Raw genomic sequence first — 25,487 nt, 5'->3', positions numbered from 1 at the left:
AAAACCAGACCGTGCGGATGCGTCTGACATCAGACCCCAGACGTCCGACTTTCCCTTAATGCCTTTCCCTGGTCACCTTTATCACCGCGGAAATATTCCGTATGCGGCGCATAATATTGGCTAAATGCACTCGCGAGCGTACGCCAACAATAAGGTGAATGGTGCTAATTTTGGCATTTTCATCTTCTACGCTGATTTTTTCTATACTGCCGTCAGCGCCATTTACGCGAGTTGCTAACACAGCAATAATGCCGCGCTGCTTGGTTAATTCAATTTTCATTTCTACCGAGAAGTCGCGGTCAATATTTTCTGCCCAGCTCAGAGGTACTACCCGTTCGGGCTGGCTGCTAAGTTCAATGCTGTTGTGGCAGTTTTCGCAGTGTACCACCACCCCTTTTTCGGAGCTGACGATGCCAATAATGTGGTCGCCGGGTATGGGGTAGCAGCAGCGCGCAAAATTAACCAAAAACCCTTCGGTGCCATGGATGACCATGGAGTGGCGGGTTGGCGGTGGCCGCAGGGCGTCGCCGTCGGCAATATTGTCGCGTAAATTTAATAATTGGCGGGCGGTTAAATAGGCAACTCGGTTACCCATGCCAATTTGTTCGTAGACATTGTCCGGCGTTTTGGCGTGGGTAGTGTCGACCAGTTGCTGCAGGTATTTGTCTTCGAAGTCGGCAATGTTCTCGTTCATGCTGGCCAGTGCGCGTTCGAGCATGCGCTTGCCCAGGGTTAAGGCTTCGTTTTTGCGCTGGTATTTCAGGTGGTGGCGAATACCAGTACGGGCCTTGGCTGTGACCACAAAATGCAGCCATGCCGGATTGGGTTGGGCGCCGGGGGTGGTAATCACTTCTACTGTCTGACCGCTTTGCAGGGTTTCTGACAAGGGCGCCAAACGGCGGTTGATTCGGCAGGCCACACAGCTATTGCCAATGTCGCTGTGAACCGCGTAGGCAAAGTCTACGGCAGTGGCGCCTGCGGGCAATTCCATAATGTCGCCGCGCGGGGTAAAGACATAGACCTCGTCGGGGAAGAGATCAATTTTTACATTCTCGATAAATTCTAAGGAGTCGCCAGCGCGCTCCTGCATTTCTAAAAGGCCTTGCACCCATTGGCGAGCGCGGGCATGGCTAGAATTGCGCTTGGGCTCTTGGTCGCTGCTTTTGTACAGCCAATGGGCGGCGATGCCGTTATTGGCCATTTCTTCCATTTCGTGGGTGCGGATCTGAATTTCAATCGGCACGCCTTCCAGACCAAATAACACCGTGTGCAGAGACTGGTAGCCATTGGCCTTGGGAATGGCAATATAGTCTTTAAATTGGCCTGGTACCGGCTTGTACAAGCTGTGTACGCAGCCTAATACTCGGTAGCAGCTGTCGACCGAGTCTACGACTATGCGAAAGGCATAGAGATCCATAATCTCTTTTAGCGACTTACGCTTATTGCGCATTTTGCTGTAAATACTGAACAGGTGCTTTTCGCGGCCGATGACATTCGCGCTGTGGCCTTCTTCGGTAAGGCAGTTCTCGATGCTTTCTTTAATGGTGGTGATGGTTTTTTTACGGTCGCCAAAGCGCGTGGTAATGGCCTTGCGAATGCGTCGGGCGCGCATGGGGTGCATGGACATAAAGCCCAGGTCTTCGAACTCAACCCGAATATTGTGCATGCCCAAGCGTTGGGCAATGGGCGCGTAAATCTCCAGCGTTTCTCTGGCGATACGGCGGCGCTTATCTTGGGGCATGGCCCCGAGGGTGCGCATATTGTGTAGGCGGTCGGCGAGTTTAACCAAGATAACGCGAATATCCTTGGCCATGGCCAAGGCCATTTTCTGGAAGTTCTCGGCTTGTTGCTCGGCTTTAGATTGAAACTCGATACGGGTTAGCTTCGAAACCCCGTCTACTAGCTCGGCGACGACATCGCCAAATTGATCGCTTAAACCCTGTTTGGTGACATGGGTGTCTTCAATGACGTCATGGAGCATCGCCGCCATGAGGCTTTGAACGTCCATGTGCATGTCTGCAAGAATACTGGCAACTGCTAAGGGGTGGGTTACGTATGGCTCGCCACTGCGACGGTTTTGACCTTCGTGGGCTTGTTCCGCGTAGTAGTACGCGCGTCGAACCTGATTGACCTGATCGGGCGTCAGGTATTCAGCAAGGGAGATTGCAAGGGCGTCGATCGATCCGGCTGGCTGTATAACGCCGCTGCTCGGATTGAAAAAACTGTATTGATGCATCGACGCCCCTTTCAGACGCGAATTACAGTGAAGCGGCGCCCAATTCAGCGCCCAGATCGATTTCTGGCTCGTCGTCGTGCTTATTGGCAGCCATGACTTGCTCGCGGGTGATCTTACCTTCGGCCAGCTCACGCAGTGCAATAACCGTTGGCTTATCGCCTTCTTCTGCAACTAAGGCAGTTTTGCCGCCGGTTGCCAGAGCATGGGCGCGTTTGCTGGCGACCATAACTAATTCAAAGCGATTATCGACGGCTTGTAGGCAGTCTTCAACAGTAATTCGGGCCATGATGTGTTTCCTGCAGACTAAACAAAATCAGCGCACAAATTGCGCGCTGTTAATTACTTGGCAGTCTAACAAAAAGTTGACACTTATGACAGTAGCGCACTGAGCAGTGTGGCGTGGCGGTCCTGTTGTTTGTCTAATTGCAGACGACGGCCGCGGATTATGGCCTCTAAGTCAGCTAGCGCGGTGTTGAAGTCATCATTAATGACCACATAATCGCCTTCAACATAGTGAGACATTTCCGCCACGGCGGCGTCCATGCGGCGCTGAATGACACTGTCGTCATCCTGACCGCGACCAGTAAGGCGCTGATTTAAGGCCTCGCGAGAGGGCGGCAGAATAAAAATGGCGATGGTTTCGGGCATTAAGCGGCGCACTTGCTGGGCGCCCTGCCAGTCAATTTCCAAAATCACATCTTCGCCACGGGCGAGTTCAGACTCTACCCACTTTTGAGACGTGCCGTAAAAATTATCAAAAACCTGGGCATGCTCCAAAAAAGCGGTCTCTCCCAGCATCTGTTGGAACACCTCGTGGCTGATAAAGTGATAGTTCACCCCATCCTCCTCACCGGGCCGCATCGGCCGCGTGGTGTGGGATACCGATACACTGAGCTGGGGCGTGCGCTTGAGTAACTCTGCGACTAAGCTGGTTTTGCCGGCCCCCGAGGGTGCTGAAATGGTATAGAGCGTGCCTTGACTGTGCATAGCGACGGGGTCGTCCTCTGATTGTAGTGCTCGCGGCGGATGGCAGCGCGATAGATAGCGTTTAGATTATACGACCAGTTTGGCAAAGCGTCACGGAAGCGGGGGAATTCTGTGGGTATTGGCATTATGCTAGCGATGATCTTAGGCGCGTTGGATTTCGGCGATGCGCTGCTGAGCGTCATTCACGGCGTCTTCCTCAGTAAAGCTCAATCCACAATCAAACTCTATTCCGGAATTAGTGATAGCCCATTGAAAGCCGCCCCGCCATCGGTCGGGATTGGCGTCGATATGAATTTCGAATCTAGCGTTCCGATCGTTTGTGCCTGAGTTGTCGTGTGTTGGTAGGTTCATGGTTGCGGTCCGGAGGCGTTTAGATGACCCATATTTACCAAAGATTGAACTGGGGTCTACGGACTATGAGTCACACTCAATGGGCAGAAGTCAGGGGTATTATCTTGCGGGCATCAGCTTTCACTGGCCCAGCTGGTAGCGGCTGGGGAGAATAAATTGGTTCTAGTTGTAGGTAGAACGACCTACAATGCTTGCCTAATTGGTGTATGGTGTTGATGTTTTTTTCACTGTCTGGATATACAGTGTATTGGGCGCTTCAGATCAAACTTGAGCGCTACGCTCATTGGTCTATCTGGTGCATGAGCCGTTGATGCGGAATACAACTAAAAAGTCATTCGTCACGCTAAGTAACTAAAAAACCGCTTGGGTGTTTTGGTCAACAATCAAAAATTGTAGTAGTAAATAATGAAGAATAGAAAAGACATATTGGCTTCGGCTGAGCTCCTAATTGCACCATTTGTCCTGCCGCATGTACCTGAGGGCACAGAGCCGAAGGCGCTTGTAGATCAATGGTTGCATGCTATTGCAACGGGTAGTCAGTTTTTTTGTGATCCTACTGTTACGTCACCGGCGGCGATGAAGAAGAAAATACTCGCGGTATTTAAAAAACAGAAAATATATACAAATCAAGATGATTTTTTTGACCTGGTATTTGGTGCTCTTAAACTGAGGCCAGAAAAGAACGCTAGGTTTAGATTTATTGATCTTTTTGCTGGCATTGGTGGTGTCAGGCTAGGGTTTCAGAATGCGGGTGGAGCTTGTGTCTTTTCATCAGAGTATGACAAGGGAGCGCAAAAAACATATAAAGAAAATCATGGAGAATTTCCATTTGGAGACATAACAAAAATAGATGAGAGTGCAATTCCAAGTCATGATATTTTGTTGGCGGGATTTCCATGTCAGCCTTTTTCGCACGCAGGCGTATCAGCTAGGAATGCTGTAGGTAAAAGTCATGGTTTTTTGTGTGACACTCAAGGGACATTGTTCTTCGATGTGATGAGAGTTATTGATGTTAAGAGACCTAAGATAGTTTTTTTGGAAAATGTTAGAAATCTTGAAAGGCATGATGAGGGTAGAACGTTCCGCACAATCAAGGAAACTATTGAAAATAGCGGATATAGTTTTTCATACAAAGTAATTGATTCAAGTTCGTTGGTTCCTCAGCGTAGAGTTCGGTGTTATATGGTGGCTGTTCGAAAAGATTTGAATTTCACTTTTAAATTTCCTGAATTTGATGGAGAGCCATTGGCATTAAAGTCAATTTTAGAGTCTAGCGTAGACGAAAGTTACACAATATCAGACAGGCTTTGGCAAGGGCATATCAACAGAACTAAGCGTAATGTTGAGAGGGGGACTGGATTTACCGCGCATACGGCAGATTTAGATAAGCCTTCGAATACTATTGTTGCAAGATACGGTAAGGATGGTAAGGAGTGTTTGGTTCCTCAAGTTGGGAAAAACCCTAGATTTTTGACCCAAAGAGAATGCGCGAGATTGCTAGGATTTCCAGAAAGCTTTATCGTTCCTGAGAAAAGATCTCCGGCCTACAAACAGTTTGGAAATTCAGTAGTCGTGCCAGTGATTACAAGAATTGCTAAAAAAATCGGGGGTAATATACCATGAATTTTCAAGAATATTGCAATACTGTGGACGAAGGCCAGAAAGTAGTTGTGGAAGAGGCGGTTGTTTTGACATACGCAAATTCTACTAACCAGGAATTCAGCATACCACCGGAAGCTATAAGGCTTTTTCTGATTTTTATTCTTGATGAATATAATGCTGTTTATGAAAAATGGGAGGCGACTCCAACTAGAAAGGCTATGTTTTTTCAGTATGAGGAAAAATCTTACCGAGAAATATATAAATCAGTAAATAAAAATGATCTTGGAATTATTCACTCGGCTGGGGGTAGTCAAACAAGTTCATTAACTAAGTTGATATCAAAAATAATATCTTTTCTTGCTGGTTTGGATTACGTGCCGCCAGAAGAAAATACGTATTTAACTAAGGATAATATAGGAACAGCGTTATCGAACTGGAATAATTTTTTCAAACTAGAAGAAAATAATTTAGTATCACGGAGAAAATATTCCAGTATTCAAAGTAGATTTCATGGCTGGATGCTACAAAAAGGGTTGTCAGAAAGAACAGCGTATAGTTATTCTGCGACTGGAATAAAGTTTAGTGATAAGTACGTAGGTGAAATTGGTATAGGTGAATCTTCGCTTTATGAACTATCCTCCGAAGGCGTGATAAACGCCTTAAACTTACTTAAATCTGTTCCTGGCTGGCAAGAAGCCGATATAGCTGGAAATTCTATGTATAGTGCAGCCTGTAAGAAATTGGCTGAGTACTTTTCATCAAATGAATCTAAAAATATTGTCCTCTCAAAACCCTTTCTCCTCCTAGCCGGCCTCTCTGGTACTGGTAAAACAAGATTCGTACGCGAGCAAGCAAAAGCATCCGGTCAGTTAAACGAAACCTATTGCCTAACTTCAGTAAGGCCTGATTGGCATGAGCCGAGTGATATATTGGGCTATATCTCGCGCCTCTCAAGTCACGGCCAAGCGGAATATATCACTACAGACGTTTTACAGTTTATTGCCAAGGCATGGCGTGGCATTGCTGACAAGGGCTTAACAATTGAAGTGCAGGATTGCCATAGGCAAGGCAAACGTTTGGTGGTGACTGGCGATAGCACTGTGCTTAATGACGTTCTGCCGTATTGGTTGTGTTTAGATGAAATGAACCTTGCACCTGTTGAACAGTATTTTGCCGATTACTTGTCGGTGCTGGAGACCCGCGAATGGCTTTGGGAAGAGGATACTTTTATCTACTTCAGTGATGCCTTGTTAAAGCCGGCAACGATTAACGCAGTGGCGGATACGGGCAAGCTAAGAGCTGATTTGGGGTTTGAATCGTCAGGCTACGACGAGCTGTGGCAGTTGATCTGCGGGTATGGCTTAGCAATTCCATTTAATTTAATGGTCGCGGGCACTGTGAATATGGATGAAACGACTCATGGTTTTTCGCGGAAGGTGATTGACCGCGCATTGAGCGTTGATTTTGGCGCATTTTTTCCCAATAGCTACGATGATTTTTTGTCTGATCCGCCAGCCATCGAGCACAAAACCCTTAGCTACCCCATTTGGTCAAATGCTAGAAATAGTGTTGTATTGCTAGATGCGACAGCTGATGTGAAGGGCATAAAATCTATCGCTTTTTTAACGGCTGTAAATACGGTTTTAAAAAACACCCCGTTCGAATTGGCGTTCCGAGCACTGAATGAATTATTACTAGCCGTGATCAGCAGTCAGCCACAGGACGAACTCACCCTAAAAGCCGTGTGGGATGACTTTATGATGTGCAAAGTGCTCCCTAGGATTGAAGGCGATAGCGACAAGCTGGCAACGGCAACTGGCGAGAATGTGTTGGCTGAGCTGAATAAGGTGTTGGCTGAGCAGTTATCGCCTATCTGGAATGCGGACAAAGATAGTGATCAAGCTAATCAGCGCCCAGACCTGTATCGCGAACAATCGGGCGCTGAGAATGCTTTGGAAACAGATAAAGTGCTGCGTATTGCGTGTCGTTCGAAAGGAAAATTGGAATGGATGACGCAGCGCTTAGATAGCGCTACGTTTACGAGTTTTTGGCCATAACCCTAAAATAAAAGCAAAAGGAGTGGCTAGGAATGCCTGAGTTATTGCGACTACAAACGCCTGATTTCGAGTTTTCGATTTGGGCTAATGACATTAGCGCTCGGGCGAAGGTATATCAGGCCACTGTGGAAAAAAGAGCAAGCTTAACGCTTGCTCGTGTCGGAAATGCGGAAAATATAAGTCCTGAGCTACGCTTTTCTCCAGAGGCTAAGCTGGTTGATATTGCGGTTATTGATGGGCCTAGCGGTATCTACGCACAAGCAGCTTTGGCGACGAGTGTCGCTGGGCCTGAAAAACGTTCAATGCTTACCTTAAATGCCCCTTTGTTTTTCGAAAATACGCAATATCAGTTTGAATGGGTGTTCTTTGGCGCGGTATCTGATGCACGCTTAGTACACCGTAGCCAAGGCGTCAGCGAAGCATTTCGTTTTGCCAAGCAACGCGGCCCGCTTCCGGCGCGTTTAATAGGCTCCATTAATACCGGCAATGATGTTGGCTGGATGCGTTTACCACTGTCTTTTGAGGAAGAGGGTAAAACGCATACACAGCATATTGCTTTTGAAGTGTTGCCGACGAAAATGGCGCTGCATCAAGACTTACCAGCCATGTATCGGGCTATCGATTCTGTTTATCCTCTATGGCGCTTTAGTTTAGTTGAAAAAACCGAGCAAGATGCCGCAAGCAGTAAGCAGCGAGGTCACTTTCCACTAATGTGGTTGGCTAACTTCGCAGCATTAAGATCGCGATTTGAGCTAGGCCTTAAAGTCATCTGCACGGCACCACATAGTCGGCTTCAACCCTCGGTGGCCAATATCAAAGCGGCGAAGTTAAAAGGTCGTCTGCCCTACAAGCTGGGTGAGCAAGTTAAACAAGATTTCGCCAATGGCCAATATGACAAACGTTATCGGCTAGAAAAAAAGCAACTGAGCGTAGATACGCCAGAAAATCGCTTTATTAAAATGGCGGTTAAGCGCAGTAAGCGGCAGTTGGCCGAATTTGAAGCCAAGCTACGCACAAGTAACCAAGCGCCAGAACGACAACGTCTGTCAGATTCCTTTTTAAATGAGCTGCATAACTGGCAGCAGCCGTTGCAAAAGGTGTTGAATCAAAGTTTTTTAAAAGAGGTGGGTGCATACGGTGGGCTGAATCGTGAATCGTTGGTGCTGCAACAAAAAACTGGTTACAGCGCGGTATACCGCGTGTGGCAGGAGCTTAAATTTTATTTAGATGTGTTTGGCAATCAGTCGAGCATTTCAATGAAGTCGGTGGCTGAGATTTATGAAGTGTGGTGCTTTTTGTGTCTGAAACAGATTTTGGAGCAGGATTTGGGCTTCACATTAGTTGAAAATGACGCCGCGAAATTATCGCAAAATGACTTTTTTGAATATCAGTTAAAAGACGGCTTCGCAGGGGCATTTCGCTTTAAACGAGCTGATGGCGTTACCGCAAGGCTCGCGCATGAGCCCAAGTTCACCAAAAAAGGTCAGTCGATTCGCTCGTATTTAGTAAGCCAAGAGCCCGATATTGTTTTGGAGGTCACTTTGCCCAAAGCTGGTGAGTTAACCGAAGAAAAGCAGTTTATTTGGCTATTTGATGCGAAATACCGAATAAAAACGGACAAAAACCGATTTGACGGCAGCGAAGACAATATCTCGAAGACAGATTACGTTCCAGACGATGCCATTAATCAAATGCACCGTTATCGAGATGCGTTAATTCGCCTGTCCACACCGGACAATGCGGTTTCAAGCGACCGAGCTAAGAAAAGTCGACCTGTGTTCGGCGCATTTGCATTATACCCAGGCTTTTTTGATCAAGCCCAAGAGATGAACCCTTACGCGAATGCGATAGAGGAGGTGGGCATAGGGGCATTTGCGTTATTACCCAGCCAAGCCGAAAGCAATTATTGCGGCCACCAATGGCTGTCAGAATTTTTGCAGGCCCAGATCGGCACGGCTTCAAGTGTGAAGGCGGGGCAAGCCAATGATACTTTGTACCCAGTTGCTGGCATGGCAGAGCGGCAATATGTGAAAGAAGCTGCCCGTATTCCTTATTACGGAATGCGCCAAGTGCTGTATCCTGATTTGACACTAACGGCCGCGCTAGGAAACCTAACAGGTCGTAGTAAAAGCTACCTCGAAAATTTTGAGAACGGCACTGCTCAGTGGTATCACATAAAGCAAAAAGCGATTCATCAGCTTGAGGGGCAAATTGGCGCTCACATTGTGGACGAGGTTCGTTATTTAGCGTTGGCTTCGCCTTCGAAACAAATTCCGAGTACAAAGCAGATAGACAAGGTGTGGTCAGTAAAACGAGTATCCTTACTACCACGCAATGAAATAACTGAAAATCAGGCGGGAAAGCAGTCTGGGTCGGATGAGTTGTACTACCTGTTTGAATTAGGTAAACCACTTACGTTACAACAGTCAGTAAACAATGTCCCTCTTCGGAAATTTTTACATTCGATGAAACTTACCACGCTTTCACGGATAGAAAATGTCGTTAAATTTTCAGAGGTGGATGAAGTATATAAAAATTAAGGTGTGATGGATAAATTTAATAATAGGCTTATTTGGTTATTCATGAGAGATAGTGTTGAGAAGTTAAACCGTCGACCTACCGTCTAACGGCTATATTTAGGCGTAAAAAATTAAAAACTACGCATTTTACAGTGCTCGTCACTATGTAAAGCTGAGTTTTCCCGTAGAGCTAGATGGATAGCGCTTCCCGAGGTCTGAACACCACACTTTTATGCGCGTAAAAAAGAAAGAAATCACATTTTTATGCGCATTAAAGTGTAGGGGCTGGTGTTGTGGAGCACCCAGAATATATTTAACCTTATGATCTTAAAGAAAAAATGGATTTTTAGTGGCGCGCTAGACCTACTCAATATTCTGGATCTGCTCCCGCATTTGTTCAATCAACACCTTTAACTCTACTGCCGCCTGAGTGCTTTCCGAAACCACCGCTTTAGATGACAGGGTATTGGCTTCGCGGTTGAGTTCTTGCATAAAAAAGTCGAGGCGTCTGCCGCTGGCGCCGCCTTTTTTAAGGACTCGGCGTACCTCGGTTACGTGAGTATCGAGGCGGTCGAGTTCTTCGTCTACGTCAGCTTTTTGGGCGATGAGGGCGATTTCTGCCTCTAGGCGCTCGGGGTTGAGTTCCACTTGGAGTTCGGCAAGGCGCTGTTGTAGTTTTTCGCGTTGAGCGATGACGATGCCGGGCATTTTGCTGCGGATGTCGGCGACGATGGCGCTGATGCTGTCGAGGCGCTGGGTGATGAGGTCTGCCAGTGCTTGGCCTTCACGTTGGCGGTTGGCGAGGTGTTCGGCAAGGGCTTGTTGAAAGCCTTCGAGTAATTGGCTGCTAATGGCGTCGCCGTCGACACTTTGAGGTTCGAGTACGCCGGGCCAGCGCAATAATTCAAAAACATTGATTGGCGCGGCGTGGGCGATATCCGATTTCAGCTTATTGGCAGCGTCGAGAATTTGTCCTGCAAGCACATTGTTGAGTTGCAGCGCTTGCTGCTGGTTGTGCAGTTGAACCTTGAGCGCGCATTCAACTTTGCCGCGCTGCAGGCCTTTGCGCAGGGCGTCGCGGAGGCTGGGTTCTAAATTACGCCAGCTCTCTGGTAGTTTGAAAGACAGCTCCAGGTAGCGATGGTTGACCGAACGCAGTTCCCAGGTGGCACTGCCCCAAGGGTAGTCAGATTGCTGGTGGGCAAAGGCGGTCATGCTGCTGGTAGTCAATGTCTTCCCCTTGGTGTTGATTAGAAACACCATTCTAAACTTTTTAGCGCGTTTCTTCAGCAGTGATTTGATTTGGGCACGGGAGTTGTCCGGGAGAAGTTTGGGGTGGGGATGGCTTGGCAGGTATAATCTGCGCCACTCTTTTGAATGCCTATGGAATTAAATGATGACACGACCCAGCGAGCGCGCCAGCGATGAAAAACGTCAGGTAACCATTACCCGCAATTACACCTGCCATGCCGAGGGTTCGGTATTGATTGAAATGGGCAATACCAAGGTGATTTGTACTGCGTCGGTACAGAACAGCGTACCTGGATTTTTGCGTGGCAGCGGTCAAGGCTGGGTAACGGCGGAATACGGCATGTTGCCGCGTTCTACCGGTAGTCGTATGGATCGGGAAGCGGCACGGGGCAAACAGAGTGGCCGCACCCAAGAGATTCAGCGCTTGATAGGCCGCTCGCTACGCGCGTCTATCGATTTGAAAATGCTAGGTGAGAATACCATTTACTTGGATTGCGACGTGATTCAGGCCGATGGCGGCACGCGCACGGCGTCTATCACCGGAGCGTATGTTGCCTTGGCGGACGCAGTGGCCAGTTTGCAGAAGAAGGGTTTAATAAACGGTAACCCGCTTCAGCAGCAAGTTGCCGCGATTTCGGTCGGTGTATACCAAGGCGTGCCAGTGCTGGATTTGGATTACGCAGAGGATTCCAATGCCGAAACCGATATGAACGTGGTCATGGATGATAAGGGCGGCGTGATTGAGGTGCAGGGCACGGCAGAGGGCGTTACGTTTAGCCGCGCTGAAATGAATGCAATGATGGATTTAGCTGAGAAAGGTATTGCTGAATTGATCGAGGCTCAGCGCGCGGCGCTGGCCTAGTTGTTTACCAGAAAGCCCTTAAAAGGGGCTTTCTGGTAACTCAAAGTCGTAGTCCATAATCACCGGTGCGTGCTTGCCAAATTGCTGTACTTTGTAAATGGCGCCGTATTCAACTCGTGGTGTCATGTGCTCTGAGGTGATTTGGTAGTCTACCCGCCAGCCGTTAGTGCCGGGCTCACCGTCTGGCCACCAGCTAAACTCGTCGGGATCGTTATTAATTAGACGAAATGCATCGGAGTACTGCTGTTCCCGAAACAGGCGATCCATCCACTGCTGCTCTTCGGCCAAGCTGCCGGGCTTGCCGTGGTTACCGCGAATGTCCTGAATATCTATACCGCGATGGGCAATATTCCAGTTGCCGCAAATGATAAAGTCACGGCGTTTGTTGCGCACTTTGGTCAGGTGATTGCCAAACTGCTCAAAAAATTGGTTTTTACGAATTAGGCCTGCGCTATCGCCTTCTTCGGCGGTGGGGGCAAGCAAGCTGCCAATGCTGATGTTGTCAAAGTCGGCCTGAATGTAGAGGCCGTCCATATCAAAATCTAAAAATCCCAGTCCCGTCATGATGGCTTTGGGCAGTTTGCGGCAGTAAATGGCGACGCCGTTGTGCTTACCGTCGGCGGCATCAAAGAAATAGGGGTTGTAGTCGCGGGGAAAATACACGTCGTCGCGAAGTTTGTATTCGGCAATGCCTAGGTTCTGAATGCAGATGATGTCGGCATCCTGCTTAGTAACCCAGTCGAAGAAGCCTCTTTTTGCAGCATCTACGATGCTGTCAGCGCAAAAGCTGATAATTCTCATGTCTTTCCTATCGTGTCGATAACGAGGCCGTGGTGACCAAGCTTGAGCGTTGAGGTAGATCGTTATAGCGAGTTAGGACGCCAAACCTCAATACAAAAGTGGCGTTCAGCAATAGCGTGGCTGAATTTTCGATATAAACAAGGTGTTAGACTACAATGAAACACTATTGACAACAATCGCAGTAAAGAATATCTGTTAAAAAACACCGGATTGATAGCCGATGTTCAGTATTTTTACGGACTTTTGCCCGCATTTCGTGTCATAGGTGAGGTTTTCCCTGTAGCTGGGTAAAATGGGCGGCTACTTATTTGACGTATTAGCTATTGGAAACATAGATGAGCATTAAACCCTATCAACAACGATTTATTCAGCAAGCCATTGCCAGCGAAGCCCTTTGTTTTGGTGAATACACCCTTAAATCTGGTCGTGTTAGCCCTTATTTTTTTAATGCCGGTCGCTTTAGCAGCGGCGGGGCTTTGGCGGCACTGGGTCGCTGTTACGCCGATGCTATTGTGGCGTCGGGCATTCAGTTCGATGTGTTGTTTGGTCCGGCCTACAAGGGGATTCCACTGGCGGCGGCAACCGCTTGTGCGCTGGCAGAGCACCATCAGCTAGATGTACCGTACGCTTATAACCGCAAAGAAAAGAAAGACCATGGCGAAGGTGGGAGCCTTGTTGGCGCCGCGCTTGTTGGGCGCGTATTGATTATTGACGACGTGATTACAGCCGGCACCGCAATCCGAGAAGCCATTGCGATGATCGTAGCCGAGGGTGCCGAGGTGGCCGGTGTCGCGATTGGTCTCGACCGCCAAGAGCGCGGCCAGGGTGAGCGTTCGGCGATTCAGGAGCTGGAGCAGGACGCCAATTTGGCGGTGGTGAGCATTGTGGGATTACACGATATTGTGGCTTATTTGACGCAGTCGGCGGGCGACGAGAATTTGATAGCACGTATCAATGCGTATCGAGAACGCTATGGCGTTGTTATATAAATAGCGTATTAAGTGACTTTGTAACGCGAATGAGGATGGGATTACAGTGATTATGGCTCGTGGTTTACTGCTATTAGCGCTGTGCTGGATTGAGCTATCAACGGTTCATGCCCAGAGTATTTACTATCGCTATCCCGGTCCCGATGGCACGGTGGTGATTGATGACAGCGTGCCGCCGGACGCAGTGCCCCGTGGCTACGATATTATTCGCCTTGACGGCAGTGTGGTAAAAACCATCGCTCCCCAATTGAGTGAAGCTGAGCGCAAAGCCCGCGCATTGGAGCTTGGTATTGAAGAAGCGCGAGCCGCCGCTGACGCCAAAACCCGTAAATGGGATGAGTCGCTGCTGCTGCGCTATAGCAATATTCACGACATTGAGGTTGCTAAAAAGCGCGCGCTTAACGATATAAAAGTGCGAATCTCGATTTTAAAAAGCAATCTCTCCATTATTAAGCAGCAGGTATATAGCAACCAGGCTGAGGCCGCAGAATTGGAGCGCCGCGGTTTAGCGGTGCCGACTGAGCTTACTAACACTCTGGCGTCGCTGCGCCGAGAACTTACCACTACCGAGCAACATATTGGCGCCCGTCAAGAAGAGCTTGAGCAGGTCGCCAATAATTACGAGCGGGATAAGAGTCGCTTCGCAGACCTGCAGGGGCAGGTGGACGTTAGACGGAATTATTACTCCAAACCGCAAAAGTAAGGCGCTTTTCTAATAGGTGTTGCCGCTTAGCGGAAAATCGTATCACTCAGTAGCTGCCACTGCTCTTCCCAGTTTTCGGTGGGGAGGCGCTTAAAATCACTGCGTACAAATTGGCTAATGCGGCCCTCGGCGGCAGCAATGAGGATGTTGGCCGTGCTGTTGGCAGTGATTTGAGTGCGCAGGCCCTCACGTATCTCTGCCTCGCGTAAAATTTGTTTAAGCTGGGTCTCTAAGCGGTCGTAAAACTGCACGACTCTGCCGCGCAGGCGTTCATTTTCCCCCGCCAAGGCATCGCCATTGAAAATGCGGGTGATACCGGGATTGCGCTCAGTAAACGTCAGTAGCAGCTGCAGTACTTTGGCAATTTGGCCTAGGGCTTGTGGCTCTTCGCCAAGAATTAGGCTGACGCGACTGAATATTGTGTCTTCTACAAATTCAATTAAGCCCTCAAACATCTTGGCTTTACTCGGAAAATGCCGATAGAGGGCGGCCTCAGATACCCCCACCTCTGCCGCTAATTTAGCGGTAGTGATGCGGGTGCCGGGCTGGGATTCGAGCATTTTGGCGAGTGCTTGAAGAATTTCTTCGCGTCGTGAAGGACGTTTATTCATAGGGTGTAGATGACCTTATCCAGCGCTGAGTTTAATCTAATTCGCTTTGAGTATTGGTAATCAGCGTGCCAACGCCGGTATCGGTAAAGATTTCGAGAAGCACTGCGTGGGGTACGCGACCGTCAATAATGTGGGCGCTTACTACGCCTGCATTGACTGCAGAAAGTGCGCAGCCGATCTTTGGCAACATGCCACCGTAGATGGTGCCGTCGGCAATTAAGGCGTCGACCTGTTCGGTGCTCAGTCCAGTTAATACCTTGCCTGATTTGTCCAGCAAGCCTTCGATATTGGTGAGCAGCATCAGTTTTTCAGCCTTAAGGACTTCTGCAACTTTGCCCGCCACTAAATCGGCGTTGATATTGTAAGACGCGCCGTCGGCACCGACGCCAATAGGCGCAATTACCGGAATAAAGTCGCTGTTGACCAACATGTCTAAGACTTCGGTGTTGATCTTTTCAACTTCGCCTACATGGCCGATATCAATGATTTCGGTTTTGGCCAAGTCTGGGGTGCGCTGAGTCACTTTGAGCTTTTTGGCGCGAATCAACTGACCGTCTTTGCCGGTTAGGCCAATGGCTTTGCCGCCGTTGCGGTTGAGTAGCGACACAATTTCTTTGTTCACTGAGCCGCCTAAGACCATCTCGACCACGTCCATCGTGGCGGTGTCAGTGACGCGCATACCGTCAACAAAGTGCGACTCAATGGCGAGGCGCTTTAGCAGATCGCCAATCTGTGGGCCGCCACCGTGCACTACAATGGGGTTCATGCCAACCAGCTTCATTAGCACGATGTCACGGGCAAACTGCTCTTTGAGTTTGTCATCGACCATGGCATTGCCACCAAATTTGACCACAATGGTTTTATTGGTGAAGCGCTGAATATAGGGAAGTGCTTCGGTCAGTACGCGGGCAACATCCCCGGCGGCGGTGCGACTCATCGACATGCTGAAATCTCTTGTGGTCGGTGGCGAAAAAACGCCTATTAAAGACTATCTGCCAGCTTGGGATCAATCCTTGCTAGCAAATCCTTGAAATCATTCTGAATTCGACTCAGCGCGGCCTCACTATCGGCCTCAAAACGCAGGGTAATCGCCGGTCCGGTATTGGACGCCCGTATCAGCCCCCAGCCGTGACGGAAGTCAACGCGCAGTCCGTCTATCTCAGAGAGGGTGGCTTCGGCAAAATCCTGATTCTCAGCAAAGGTTTCGACGATCGCAAACTTGCGGTCCTCGTCTACCGGAATGATGATTTCTGGACTGCTGAGCAGGGCGCCTTGGTTACTCAGGGCATCGTCCATGGTGCGCCCAGATAGGGTTAGTATTTCGAGTAGCCGAGCGGCGGTATACATGCCGTCGTCGAAGCCATACCAGCGTTCTTTGAAAAAGATATGGCCAGAAAACTCACCACCCAACAGCGCGCCGGTCTCGGCCATTTTGCGCTTCATATACGAGTGACCGCACTTCCACATAGTGGGGCGACCGCCGTGTTCAATGATTAACTCGGGCAGTAGTCGCGAACATTTGATGTCGAACAAAATTTCGGCGCCCGGATTGCGCACCACCATGTCTTGGGCCAAGACCATCATTAGCTGGTCGGCCTTGGGGCATTTTCCTCTCGCCGTTACGACGGCAACGCGATCACCATCGCCGTCAAAAGCGATACCAATGTCGGCGTGATTGTCAGCGACGGCGGTGCGCAGCGCGGCGAGATTTTCAAAAATGGTTGGATCGGGCGCATGGTTGGGGAAGTTGCCGTCGGTCTCACAAAACAGTGGAATGACCTCGCAGCCTAATTCTTCAAATAGTGCGGGTGCGACATGGGCGGTGGCACCGTTGCCGGCATCAATAACGACTTTGAGGGTTTGTGCAATGACAACGTCGCCGCAGATCCGGTCGATATAGCGCTGTTCAATGCTGTCGTTGGTTAAGCTGCCCTGGCCCTGCTCAAAGTCTTGATCTTCTATGCGTTTGCGCAGGTTTTGGATGTCTTGCCCACTTAAACTTTGGAATTCCAGGCTAATCTTCATGCCGTTGTAATGGCCGGGGTTATGGCTGCCGGTGATCATAATGGCGTTGCCAATATTAAAATACTGGCAGGCGTAGTGGAGCATCGGTGTGGCGAGAAGACCGAGATCGATCACGTCTACGCCGCTACCGAGTACGCCCTTTACTAAGGCCTCGTGGATGCGCGGACTACTGAGACGGCCGTCACGCCCGAGCAAGAGCTTGCTCTGGCCGCGACTGAGTGCCTCGCTGGCGACCGCGCGGCCGATGGCTTCGCAGGTCTCGTTGTTTAACTCGGTGTCGGCGACGCCGCGAATATCGTAGGCGCGAAAGCAGTTAATGGCTAAGGGGCCGCGGCGTGTGCGGGCGCCTTGCTGCAATTCCGGCAGGGGCGGCGAGCTATCTGGGGCGGGAAAGTTATCGCGGTGGCTGGGCGTGCGACTGCGATTGGCGGCCAATTTTTTCGCTAGGGCTTGCTCTAAGTCGAGGATGTCTGTCTCTGCTTTGTCGAGAACCGCCTTTTTCGGTGGTGCACTCGCTGGGCGTGCAATGCCGAAGCCGCGAACAAAGAAGATGGCGTGGCTGGCGGCGATTGTGGCTACGCAAAACATGCAGACCAACCACAGTAAGGTGCCGTCAGAGCGCAAGTTCTGCACCGTTTGGGGTTGCGGATAAACCTGCAAGGTCCAGCCCGGTACCGATAAAACTCGGCTTTGCATCGCCTCGGCGTAATCGGTGTTTGCGGGACGAATAACCGTATCGCGGCGAGTTTTATAGGTTTGAATTAGCTCATTGGTAACGGCGTTGCCAGCTAAGCTTTTTAGCATTTGTTCAAAATACTGGGCGCTGAACGTTATAACGAGGGCGCCGTGCTTGTCGACCTTCGTAACGAAGGAAATAAACCAAGCGTTTTTGTGGCTATAAGCTTCAATGACAATACCGCCCTCGCCGAGGCTTTTACGCAACATATCTATTTCAATATTATTGCGCAGTCTCGCGGTCTCGCTGCGCTCATCTGCGATGCCCTGGGGGCCAATAATAATAACCTTGGCGTCGATTGCTTCTGGGAAAGCGCGCTCTAAGCTTTGTTCAAAGACGCTTCGCGCCGCGAGATCGCTGGTGCGAAGGATTTTGCTCAGTTCGGGATTGTCGGCCTGTTGCTTGAGTCTGGCACTGAGCTGGGCAATGGCTTCGCGGATGATGACTCGCTGGTGGTCGGCGCTGTTCGCCGTGACGGTATTCATGCGCTGAGTCAGGGCGCGGGGTTCTTCAATATTCTGAATCCAATAAAAAGCGGCCACAATACCGCAGATGCTAAGGACTGCTGAAATGACAATATCGCGTTGGAGTATGGAAAAGCGCGACGCTTTTTTTTGTTTTTCTGGGATCGTTGTGGAGGCTTTTTTACTCATCGCAGCTTTAGTGTCGTCCTGATAGATTTAATACTTATAATGGAAGGCCCTGAGCAAGCTGTCTAGCTTTGTGAGCAATGAAACTCTTGGGCGATCAGCGCGATCAATTGCACCGCCAATTGATTTTTGCCCATTTGGGCAATGCTTTGCTCCCCGCCGGGTGTTACTACGGTCACGGCATTGTCGTTGGCATTGAAGCCAATACTGGTATTGGCCACGTCATTGGCCACGATCATATCAAGGTTTTTACGCTGCAGCTTGTCCCGAGCGTAGTGCAGTAAGTCCTGGGTCTCCGCGGCAAAGCCGACCGTAAATGGACGCTGCGCATGATTTGCTACGGCGGCGACAATGTCTGGGTTGCGAACCAAGTCGATACGCATACTCTCGTTGTCTTTTTTTATTTTCTGGTCGGCGCAATTGACGGGCCGGTAATCGGCCACTGCGGCGCAGGCAATAAATACCTGGCACTGCCCCATTACCGCTAAGGCAGCGTTATGCATATCGGTGGCGCTAACCACATCGATACGCTGAACTCGGTCTGGGCAGGGTAAGTTGGTGGGGCCGCTAATGAGGCTTACGCGGGCGCCCGCGTCGGCGGCGGCGCTGGCCAGTGCGTAGCCCATCTTGCCGGAGCTGTGGTTGCTAATATAGCGCACAGGGTCAATTGCTTCGCGGGTGGGTCCGGCGGTAATCGTAAGGTGGACGCCGTCCAGCAGGCGGCTATTAAAGAGCCCTGCGCAGCGTTCAGCTAAATCCTGGGCTTCTAACATCCGACCAGGGCCGATATCACCGCAGGCCTGCTCGCCAGCGGCGGGGCCAAAAAGGTGGATGTTCCGCGCTTGCAGTGTGGCGACATTGGCTTGGGTGGCGGGGTCGCGCCACATGCCTTGATTCATTGCAGGCGCAAGCGCGATGATCGCGGGCGTGGCCAAGCACAGGGTGGTGAGTAAGTCGTCGCCGCGACCGGTGGCCAATCTCGCCATAAAGTCGGCACTGGCCGGGGCGATCAAAATCACGTCTGCCCAGCGTGCTAACTCAATGTGGCCCATACCGGCTTCTGCGGCGGGGTCGAGTAAGGTGGTGTGCACTGGGTTGCCCGACAGCGCCTGCAGCGTGAGTGGGGTAATAAACTCCATGGCGGCGGCCGTCATCACCACACGCACGTCGGCGCCGTGGTCTTTGAGGCGACGGATGAGCTCGGCGCTTTTATAGGCCGCTATGCCCCCCGTAACGCCCAATAGAATATGTCGGTTGCTCAGTTGTTTCATTTTGCCATTCGTCATCGCTGAGTTTGGCGGTATTATGAAGCTTATCGGCGCTGGCGACTACCAGTGCTATGAATCGTATGTTCACCAGGGAGGGTGATATGGCGATTACGGATTGGCCGATAGATGAGCGGCCGCGAGAAAAACTGTTACAGCGTGGCGCAGCGGCCTTGGCTGACGCCGAGTTGCTGGCCATATTTTTGCGCACTGGGGTTAAGGGTAAGTCCGCTGTCGATTTGGCCAGAGAGCTATTGGCTGAGCACGGCGGCTTGTGTGCGCTGATGGCCGCCAGTCAAGAGCGTTTTTGCCGTTCCCACGGGCTCGGTGACGCCAAGTATGTGCAGTTGCAGGCCGTAGTAGAGATGTCCCGTCGGTATTTGGCAGAGGATTTACGCCAGCGGCCGGTGTTTGCGAGTGCGGCTGCCACCCGCCAATTTCTGTTGGCTCAGTTGCGGCAGGAAGTGCGCGAGGTGTTTGCGGTGATGTATTTAGACAACCAGCATGGCCTTCTCGTATACGAGCCACTGTTTTATGGGACAATTGACGGCGCGGCGGTGTATCCCCGAGAAATTGCCCGTCGGGCATTGGAGTTGCATGCCGCAGCCTTGATTGTGGCCCACAATCACCCGTCGGGGGTGGCCGAACCCAGCGACGCCGATGTGCGGATCACCAAAAGAATTCGCGAGGCCTTGGCATTGCTGGATATCCGCTTGTTGGACCACTGTGTAGTGGCGGGCCCAGAGGTGATTTCCTTGGCGGAGCGAGGCTTGCTCTGAGTAAAATTTTGCAGTAAAACTTGCTTGCCTACGCCCCTTCTGGTATAAAGTCGCGCTCCATTTGGGCCGTGTCCGGGATTCACATCATCTTAGGACTCCCGAGTATAGGTAAACGCGCGGCGGCCCGGTTTGAACCTGATTTTATAAACCTTTTGCACCGCGCATGCGGATAAAGGTTGAAGAGGCGACTATCATGTCTAGAGTATGTCAAGTTACTGGCAAGCGTCCGGTAACCGGAAACAATGTATCACACGCAAAAAACCGCACCCGTCGTCGTTTTTTGCCGAACCTGCACAGCCACCGTTTTTGGGTTGAAGCAGAGAAGCGTTTTGTTACTTTGCGCGTTTCTAGCAAAGGCATGCGTATTATTGACAAAAAGGGTATCGAGGTCGTTTTAGCTGACCTTAGCGCCCGTGGCGAAAAATTCTAAGGAGTCTGCTCATGGCTAAGAAAGGCGCAAGCGACAAAATCCGTCTGGTTTCCAGCGCGGGTACTGGTCACTTCTACACGACCACTAAGAACAAGCGTAATACTCCGGATAAATTTGAGTTCTCAAAATACGATCCAGTAGTACGTAAGCACGTGATGTACAAAGAAGCTAAAATCAAGTAACTCGTTATTGAGCTGCTTTGATTTACAGTATTCATAAAAAAACCGCGCTAGGCGCGGTTTTTTTATTGCTGGCATATTATTGTCAGCTAGGTGCCGATTAGTTGACGACCTGAAGATTGTTTTCGACATCCGTTACGTGATCAAAGCCTTTGGCGATCTCGATGGCGAGATCGTGGGCGGCTTCATTTTTGACGGTACCTGTAAGCTTCACTTTGCCATTTTTGGTGTCGACATCAATCGCGGTGGCTTCAATATCGTCATTGGCTGCATACTTAATATTAATGCCCGCAGTCGTGCTTAGGTCGTGCCAGGTACGACTAAAATTTTGACCTGTTTGTGCCACTTTGCTTTTGTGGTTTGGATTTACCTCGAGCTTGTTGTCTACTGAGTTCACGCCGTCAACATTCTTGGCAATTTGCCCAGCCAAATCTTTTTCTATCTCGCTTGTTACTGTGCCCGTCAGCAAGGCGGTAGACTTGTTAACTTTGGTGTCTATTTCAAAGTTGTTAAGTTCGCTGTTGAGCATGAGTGCAGTTTCTATTTTTCCATCCAACCATGCATCATTAGTTTTACCCTGCCAGTCGTTGGCGAGTACGGGAGTAATACTAATAGTAGAAAGAACAATGGCGCTTGCTAATGTCTTTTTAATAGTCATATTTTTCTCCTTAAAATTTCGCAATAAAAATTCAATTAATACTGAGTTAAAACTAATTTAGTAGTTAAGAGATTTTCTTTTTTAACTCATTGAATTTCTTTTCGGCCTCGTCTTTTGCGATGCCGTAGCGTTCCTGAATAACGCCAATAAAGTGATCGTTATTGGCCTGCGCTTGCTCGATTTCGTCGTCAGTTAAGTCGGCCCATTTTTCTTTGATCTGAGCTTTCAACTGCTTCCATTTACCTTCTGCGATATCCTGATTCATAATTTACTCCTCGTATTAATAAAAACATATTTCATTCAATGAAACGAAATATGGTTAAAGACGGGGCGGTCTTCCCCGCAGTGCCTGCATAAGCATTGAGATAACAAATAAAACCACGAAAACAAAAAATAATATTTTTGCAATGCCAGTTGCCGCGCCAGCTATGCCGCCGAAACCTAGCGCGGCTGAGATGAGGGCAACGATAAAGAAAATCAGTGACCATCCCAGCATAATAGCTCCGTGTATATTTCAATATTGTTCATAAAGATTTTGCTGCGTGCAGTAATTCAGACTCTCATCTTTCGCTTAGTTCAAAATTATTTTTTTAAGGCATTAATAAAAAACTTTCTAAATTTGTCGATGTCAACAAAATTACTGCGATTAATCATATAGGAGAATGCATATGAGTAACTCAACTGCATCTAATACATCGTCAGCAAATAGTCGCCATGAAAGAACAGATGGCGCAGCCGAGCGTGTCCATGAGGCTGTTGATCGCGCCGCAACGATTGCGGGAATGAGCGAAGAGCGTTTGCTGGAGCTCGCCGAAGAATTGCGCGGCCATGCAGATAAACTAGCAAAATCGGCGCGCAGTCGGTCTAAAGAGGCCACTGCAGCAGTGGGTGATTACACCAGAGAAAATCCAATAAAAAGCATTGGCTTAGCTTTTTTAATGGGCACTATCCTAGCGTATATATTTCGCAAATAGTGTGGAGTAATACAATGAAGGATGACTGGATTGCGCCCGGTGTCGCTGACGAGTTTCGCCGTGGCGAATCAGCCGAAGACAATATTGAATCTGGTGGTGAGAGCCTCGCGCAGTTAACGGCGGCGTGTGGCGAATACCTAAATTCATCTCTGGCTTTAGCGCAGTTGCACGGTCAGCGCTGTCTTTTATCGTTATTCAAAATGTTACTACTATGGGTTGCGATACTCGTGCTGCTCATTGCGACATGGTGTAGCGTCCTCTTTGCGGGGTTTGAGTTTGCGGTGCAAATGGGCGCCCAGCCAGCACTTGTTATGCTGCTAGTAGCATTGAGTAATTTGGTACTGGCATGGTGGTGCTGGCGTAGCCTGTGTGGTCGTTTACAGGGTTTGTTCGCGAGACCGCAAGCAAATACGCTGGCTGCAGGGAAACGTGAGGTGGACCATGGGAGCTGAAAGGCGTTTAGCGCAAGCGATTGGCCGAGAGCGCGCCCGGCAGGCGCTTTACAGGCAGGAACTCCGTGGTCAATACCACGGGTATCGTCGTCATCTTTCGGCCCAGCTGGCAAAGCCTGAGAGTCTTGGGTTCGCCTTTGGCGTCGGTCTAGGTGTTGGCTTGTATACGGATTTGAGTTGTGGCGGCCGATGTCGGCACTTACTCACCGCACTGCTAGGTCGACAGCTGCACCGAGCCTTGTGGGCGGTTATTCGTTGAGGTGATCAATTTTGTTAAAACTGAGCAATTGCTTGGTACGCAGGCAAATTTCGGTAAAGGCGGTGTTGTGCTTGCCGTACTTGGGCCACAGTGTGGTGTCGCCATGAAGATAATGGGCGAGGGCAATGCTAATGGTGACGCCGTGGGCCACAATAATGACATTGTCATTGGGGTGCTTGGCGGCTATTTCGTCCACGGCCGCGACGATTCGTTGTTTAACAATATTTTGCGACTCGCCATTGGGCGCAGTGAAGTCGGGGTTGTGGACAATTTGTTCTAAGACATCGCCTTCGGTGACGAGGTCAGAAAAACGTTTACCCTCCCAGTCACCAAGATCGAATTCCATCAGGCGTGGGTCGTGGATCACCGTCAGTTCAAACGTCGAGGCAATTGCCTCGGCGGTGATACGTGCCCGCTGCAGTGGGCTGGTGTAAATAACATCGGCGCGCAAGTACTGCGGGAAGTAGGCGCCTAATCGCCGTGTTTGTTCATAACCTTCTGCGGTTAGCTCGGTGTCGGTTTGGCCATGCCAGACCTTGTCAATGTTCGCAAAGGTTTGGCCGTGACGAACAAAGCACAATCGGCCAGTAGTATCGGCAGTCATTTTTAACACCTATATTGCATTAAACGCTGAGGCCAGCAGTTTACCAGCAACTGTGGTGAATAGAGGCGTAAAATTGCCAGATTACCGCTGCTTGAAAAATTCGTTTTAATGAAGTCTTGGGCGCCATAGCTGTGCGGCGCCCAAGGGGTGTGGTTGATAAGGTGCGCTACCGTAGGGGCGTAGCGGGGTTCTTGCTTAGGTCTTGTAAGGGTAGGCGGTCAAATAGTGCTATTTCCTCGGCAGTGACCGTTAGCTTTAAGCGGCCGGTGTCGGTTAGTTCTAAGGTTGGGCTACCGCCAAGATCGGAAAGCCCCGCGTCGCCATTGGTGTCCAACGTTTGGCTTATGGTCAACACCTTGGTATTTGCATCAACGGCCCATGTACCGCGCTCTAGGCCACGTTCACCGCCGCTTCCGTCTTTTACGTGGGTCATAAAGTAATTGCCGTTGCTAAAGAAGTTAACAACGATTGGGCCGTCTGACTCTGGTTCGTCTAGCAACCAGCTACCAGCGATGCCAGTGCCGACGGGAATCAAGCTTAGGTTTACGTTATCGTTGGCTTCGCCACCAATATTGGTAAGCGCAATAGTGGTGTCGCTATTCAGGCCGATGTCGGCGGTTAAGCCCGCACCCTGCTCATAAAAGCCGCAGTCGCCCTGGGGGCCGGTGGTGTCAACAAACACGGTTTCGGTGCTGAATTTGCCGGTTTCCGCATTGATTTTATAGGAGCCCCATTCCAGCCCATCTAGACAATTGGGGTCGTTATGATCGATACCCAGTACGTAATGGCCATTACTAAAAAAGGTGATTATTGCACCTTGATCGTTAACACCACCAGCGTCAACGATGTTCCAGCTACTCGCAATTTTTTTACGAATTGCGCCGCCAGTGTGCTCCGCTGCGGCTTCTGGGCTAACAATGGTTTTGCTGGTATCGCTTGCTAATTGTGTTAGGGACGGGTCATTAACAAAGTCGGCGGGTAATACGCGAAAATTGATGGTGGTATTCGCTGCTGCGGTGGCGGTGGCCGCCGAGATCGTTATGCCATTGTCGGGGTTGCCGTCGTCATCAAAGCTTTGCAGCAAAATAGCAATATTGAGGGCAATGTCAGCGGCACTAATACCGCTGGGCAATGATGTGATGCTCGCGGCAATCGTCCGAGGAGTGACAATCGCTTGGCCTGCGGTGGTGCCAACGGTAATGCCGCCAAGGCTAAAGCTAAGCGTGTCATTGTCGCGGTAGCTAAATTCACCCGCAGAATTTGTTGTGCCGCTGAGCCCCGAGGGCGAGGCGGAATAGAATAAGCCACCGACTTCAGCATCGAGAAAAACACCGGATTTGGTGGTTGGTGCAGGGGCGCTACTGCCGCCTTTACTGTCGCCGCCGCAACCAACCATTAGTAGACCGAGGGCGCTGGGAATAATAAGCTTAGGAATAAGTGATTTAACAGTCATGAAACATCTCCTTGTCATTTTAATGGCTGGCCAAAAAAATTTAAGATATTGAAA

At 49.9% G+C, this 25,487-nt stretch carries 27 protein-coding genes; 12 read left to right on the top strand and 15 right to left on the bottom strand.

All coding sequences use genetic code 11. From position 1 onward, the window contains the following. Positions 1-55 precede the first annotated feature (55 nt). The 4 genes from HNQ57_RS04675 to HNQ57_RS04660 all read right to left on the bottom strand — a co-directional run bounded on the left by HNQ57_RS04675 (position 56) and on the right by HNQ57_RS04660 (position 3,574). On the bottom strand, positions 56-2,236 hold the full coding sequence (locus HNQ57_RS04675; RefSeq protein WP_184461446.1) for a RelA/SpoT family protein: 2,181 nt from the start codon (positions 2,234-2,236) through the stop codon (positions 56-58). A 22-nt stretch (positions 2,237-2,258) separates the two neighbouring features. Continuing rightward, entirely contained in the window at positions 2,259-2,522 is a 264-nt protein-coding gene (gene rpoZ, locus HNQ57_RS04670; protein WP_008252847.1) for a DNA-directed RNA polymerase subunit omega, read from the bottom strand. A gap of 83 nt (positions 2,523-2,605) precedes the next feature. After that, positions 2,606-3,223: a guanylate kinase gene (gmk, locus tag HNQ57_RS04665; protein ID WP_184461445.1), complete on the bottom strand. Its 618-nt coding sequence runs from the start codon at positions 3,221-3,223 to the stop codon at positions 2,606-2,608. Between the two features lie 141 nt (positions 3,224-3,364). Beyond that, positions 3,365-3,574 carry a hypothetical protein gene (locus HNQ57_RS04660; RefSeq protein WP_184461444.1) on the bottom strand — a complete coding sequence of 70 codons (210 nt, stop codon included), beginning with the start codon at positions 3,572-3,574 and terminating at the stop codon, positions 3,365-3,367. 405 nt (positions 3,575-3,979) lie between these two features. Here HNQ57_RS04660 and dcm point away from each other — a divergent pair, with 405 nt between their 5' ends. Genes dcm through HNQ57_RS04645 form a run of 3 tightly spaced genes read left to right on the top strand, consistent with a single transcriptional unit; the run spans position 3,980 to position 9,773 of the window. Next, entirely contained in the window at positions 3,980-5,197 is a 1,218-nt protein-coding gene (gene dcm, locus HNQ57_RS04655; protein WP_184461443.1) for a DNA (cytosine-5-)-methyltransferase, read from the top strand. Further along, positions 5,194-7,233, top strand: a complete 2,040-nt coding sequence (locus HNQ57_RS17690) for an McrB family protein (protein WP_221301571.1) — start codon at positions 5,194-5,196, stop codon at positions 7,231-7,233. Before dcm ends, HNQ57_RS17690 begins: the two co-directional genes overlap by 4 nt. Positions 7,234-7,265: 32 nt before the next feature. After that, positions 7,266-9,773 (top strand): restriction endonuclease-like protein, encoded by a 2,508-nt coding sequence (locus tag HNQ57_RS04645; protein ID WP_184461442.1) that lies wholly within the window; start codon positions 7,266-7,268, stop codon positions 9,771-9,773. A gap of 342 nt (positions 9,774-10,115) precedes the next feature. Here the strand turns inward: HNQ57_RS04645 and HNQ57_RS04640 are convergent, their stop codons facing one another. Continuing rightward, complete coding sequence (locus tag HNQ57_RS04640; protein WP_184461534.1) at positions 10,116-10,967, bottom strand: YicC/YloC family endoribonuclease; 852 nt, start codon at positions 10,965-10,967, stop codon at positions 10,116-10,118. Positions 10,968-11,148: 181 nt separating this feature from the next. Between HNQ57_RS04640 and rph the strand changes: the two genes are divergently transcribed. Then, positions 11,149-11,865, top strand: coding sequence for a ribonuclease PH (gene rph / locus HNQ57_RS04635; RefSeq protein ID WP_184461533.1), 717 nt, complete (start codon positions 11,149-11,151; stop codon positions 11,863-11,865). Positions 11,866-11,883: 18 nt separating this feature from the next. Here rph and HNQ57_RS04630 read toward each other — a convergent pair whose 3' ends face one another. Further along, positions 11,884-12,666: an exodeoxyribonuclease III gene (locus HNQ57_RS04630; protein WP_062384519.1), complete on the bottom strand. Its 783-nt coding sequence runs from the start codon at positions 12,664-12,666 to the stop codon at positions 11,884-11,886. Positions 12,667-13,001: 335 nt separating this feature from the next. Between HNQ57_RS04630 and pyrE the strand changes: the two genes are divergently transcribed. Further along, entirely contained in the window at positions 13,002-13,655 is a 654-nt protein-coding gene (gene pyrE / locus HNQ57_RS04625) for an orotate phosphoribosyltransferase (protein ID WP_221301570.1), read from the top strand. 52 nt (positions 13,656-13,707) lie between these two features. After that, positions 13,708-14,358, top strand: coding sequence for a hypothetical protein (locus HNQ57_RS04620; RefSeq protein ID WP_184461441.1), 651 nt, complete (start codon positions 13,708-13,710; stop codon positions 14,356-14,358). 26 nt (positions 14,359-14,384) lie between these two features. On the opposite strand, the gene slmA is transcribed toward HNQ57_RS04620, so the two are convergent. From slmA to coaBC, 4 genes are all read right to left on the bottom strand, one after another. Further along, a complete protein-coding gene (gene slmA, locus HNQ57_RS04615; protein WP_184461440.1) occupies positions 14,385-14,969 on the bottom strand; it encodes a nucleoid occlusion factor SlmA in 585 nt (194 codons plus the stop codon). 31 nt (positions 14,970-15,000) lie between these two features. Further along, complete coding sequence (argB, locus tag HNQ57_RS04610; RefSeq protein WP_062384509.1) at positions 15,001-15,912, bottom strand: acetylglutamate kinase; 912 nt, start codon at positions 15,910-15,912, stop codon at positions 15,001-15,003. A 38-nt stretch (positions 15,913-15,950) separates the two neighbouring features. Beyond that, a complete protein-coding gene (locus tag HNQ57_RS04605) occupies positions 15,951-18,383 on the bottom strand; it encodes a phosphomannomutase/phosphoglucomutase (RefSeq protein ID WP_184461439.1) in 2,433 nt (810 codons plus the stop codon). A gap of 62 nt (positions 18,384-18,445) precedes the next feature. Further along, positions 18,446-19,651: a bifunctional phosphopantothenoylcysteine decarboxylase/phosphopantothenate--cysteine ligase CoaBC gene (gene coaBC, locus HNQ57_RS04600; RefSeq protein ID WP_184461438.1), complete on the bottom strand. Its 1,206-nt coding sequence runs from the start codon at positions 19,649-19,651 to the stop codon at positions 18,446-18,448. A 98-nt stretch (positions 19,652-19,749) separates the two neighbouring features. On the opposite strand from coaBC, the gene radC reads away from it, so the two are divergent. The 3 genes from radC to rpmG all read left to right on the top strand — a co-directional run bounded on the left by radC (position 19,750) and on the right by rpmG (position 21,036). Then, entirely contained in the window at positions 19,750-20,424 is a 675-nt protein-coding gene (gene radC, locus HNQ57_RS04595) for a RadC family protein (RefSeq protein WP_184461437.1), read from the top strand. 193 nt (positions 20,425-20,617) lie between these two features. Beyond that, positions 20,618-20,854, top strand: a complete 237-nt coding sequence (gene rpmB / locus HNQ57_RS04590) for a 50S ribosomal protein L28 (RefSeq protein ID WP_008252730.1) — start codon at positions 20,618-20,620, stop codon at positions 20,852-20,854. An 11-nt stretch (positions 20,855-20,865) separates the two neighbouring features. Then, on the top strand, positions 20,866-21,036 hold the full coding sequence (gene rpmG, locus HNQ57_RS04585; RefSeq protein ID WP_008252729.1) for a 50S ribosomal protein L33: 171 nt from the start codon (positions 20,866-20,868) through the stop codon (positions 21,034-21,036). Positions 21,037-21,133: 97 nt separating this feature from the next. Here the strand turns inward: rpmG and HNQ57_RS04580 are convergent, their stop codons facing one another. From HNQ57_RS04580 to HNQ57_RS04570, 3 genes are all read right to left on the bottom strand, one after another. Then, a complete protein-coding gene (locus HNQ57_RS04580) occupies positions 21,134-21,691 on the bottom strand; it encodes a BON domain-containing protein (RefSeq protein WP_184461436.1) in 558 nt (185 codons plus the stop codon). 64 nt (positions 21,692-21,755) lie between these two features. Next, entirely contained in the window at positions 21,756-21,956 is a 201-nt protein-coding gene (locus tag HNQ57_RS04575; RefSeq protein ID WP_184461435.1) for a CsbD family protein, read from the bottom strand. A gap of 54 nt (positions 21,957-22,010) precedes the next feature. Next, the gene (locus HNQ57_RS04570) at positions 22,011-22,187 is read right to left on the bottom strand and encodes a DUF1328 domain-containing protein (RefSeq protein WP_184461434.1); all 177 of its coding nucleotides are present in this window, start codon (positions 22,185-22,187) and stop codon (positions 22,011-22,013) included. Between the two features lie 172 nt (positions 22,188-22,359). Here HNQ57_RS04570 and HNQ57_RS04565 point away from each other — a divergent pair, with 172 nt between their 5' ends. The 3 genes from HNQ57_RS04565 to HNQ57_RS04555 are packed head-to-tail and all read left to right on the top strand — an operon-like array spanning position 22,360 to position 23,376. Then, positions 22,360-22,665: a hypothetical protein gene (locus HNQ57_RS04565; RefSeq protein ID WP_184461433.1), complete on the top strand. Its 306-nt coding sequence runs from the start codon at positions 22,360-22,362 to the stop codon at positions 22,663-22,665. 14 nt (positions 22,666-22,679) lie between these two features. Further along, positions 22,680-23,117, top strand: a complete 438-nt coding sequence (locus HNQ57_RS04560; protein WP_184461432.1) for a hypothetical protein — start codon at positions 22,680-22,682, stop codon at positions 23,115-23,117. Next, a complete protein-coding gene (locus tag HNQ57_RS04555; RefSeq protein WP_184461431.1) occupies positions 23,107-23,376 on the top strand; it encodes a hypothetical protein in 270 nt (89 codons plus the stop codon). The genes HNQ57_RS04560 and HNQ57_RS04555 overlap by 11 nt, the downstream gene beginning before the upstream one ends. Here the strand turns inward: HNQ57_RS04555 and HNQ57_RS04550 are convergent. Continuing rightward, on the bottom strand, positions 23,366-23,980 hold the full coding sequence (locus HNQ57_RS04550) for a histidine phosphatase family protein (RefSeq protein WP_184461430.1): 615 nt from the start codon (positions 23,978-23,980) through the stop codon (positions 23,366-23,368). The two genes, HNQ57_RS04555 and HNQ57_RS04550, sit on opposite strands and share 11 nt — an antisense overlap. Positions 23,981-24,146: 166 nt before the next feature. Continuing rightward, the gene (locus HNQ57_RS04545; RefSeq protein ID WP_184461429.1) at positions 24,147-25,433 is read right to left on the bottom strand and encodes a hypothetical protein; all 1,287 of its coding nucleotides are present in this window, start codon (positions 25,431-25,433) and stop codon (positions 24,147-24,149) included. Between the last annotated feature and the right edge of the window lie 54 nt (positions 25,434-25,487).

This window comes from Zhongshania antarctica (genome assembly GCF_014202945.1).
GTDB lineage: Bacteria > Pseudomonadota > Gammaproteobacteria > Pseudomonadales > Spongiibacteraceae > Spongiibacter > Spongiibacter antarcticus.
The sequence above is the reverse complement of the archived record's forward strand: the minus strand, read 5'-3'. Positions and strand labels throughout refer to the sequence as shown.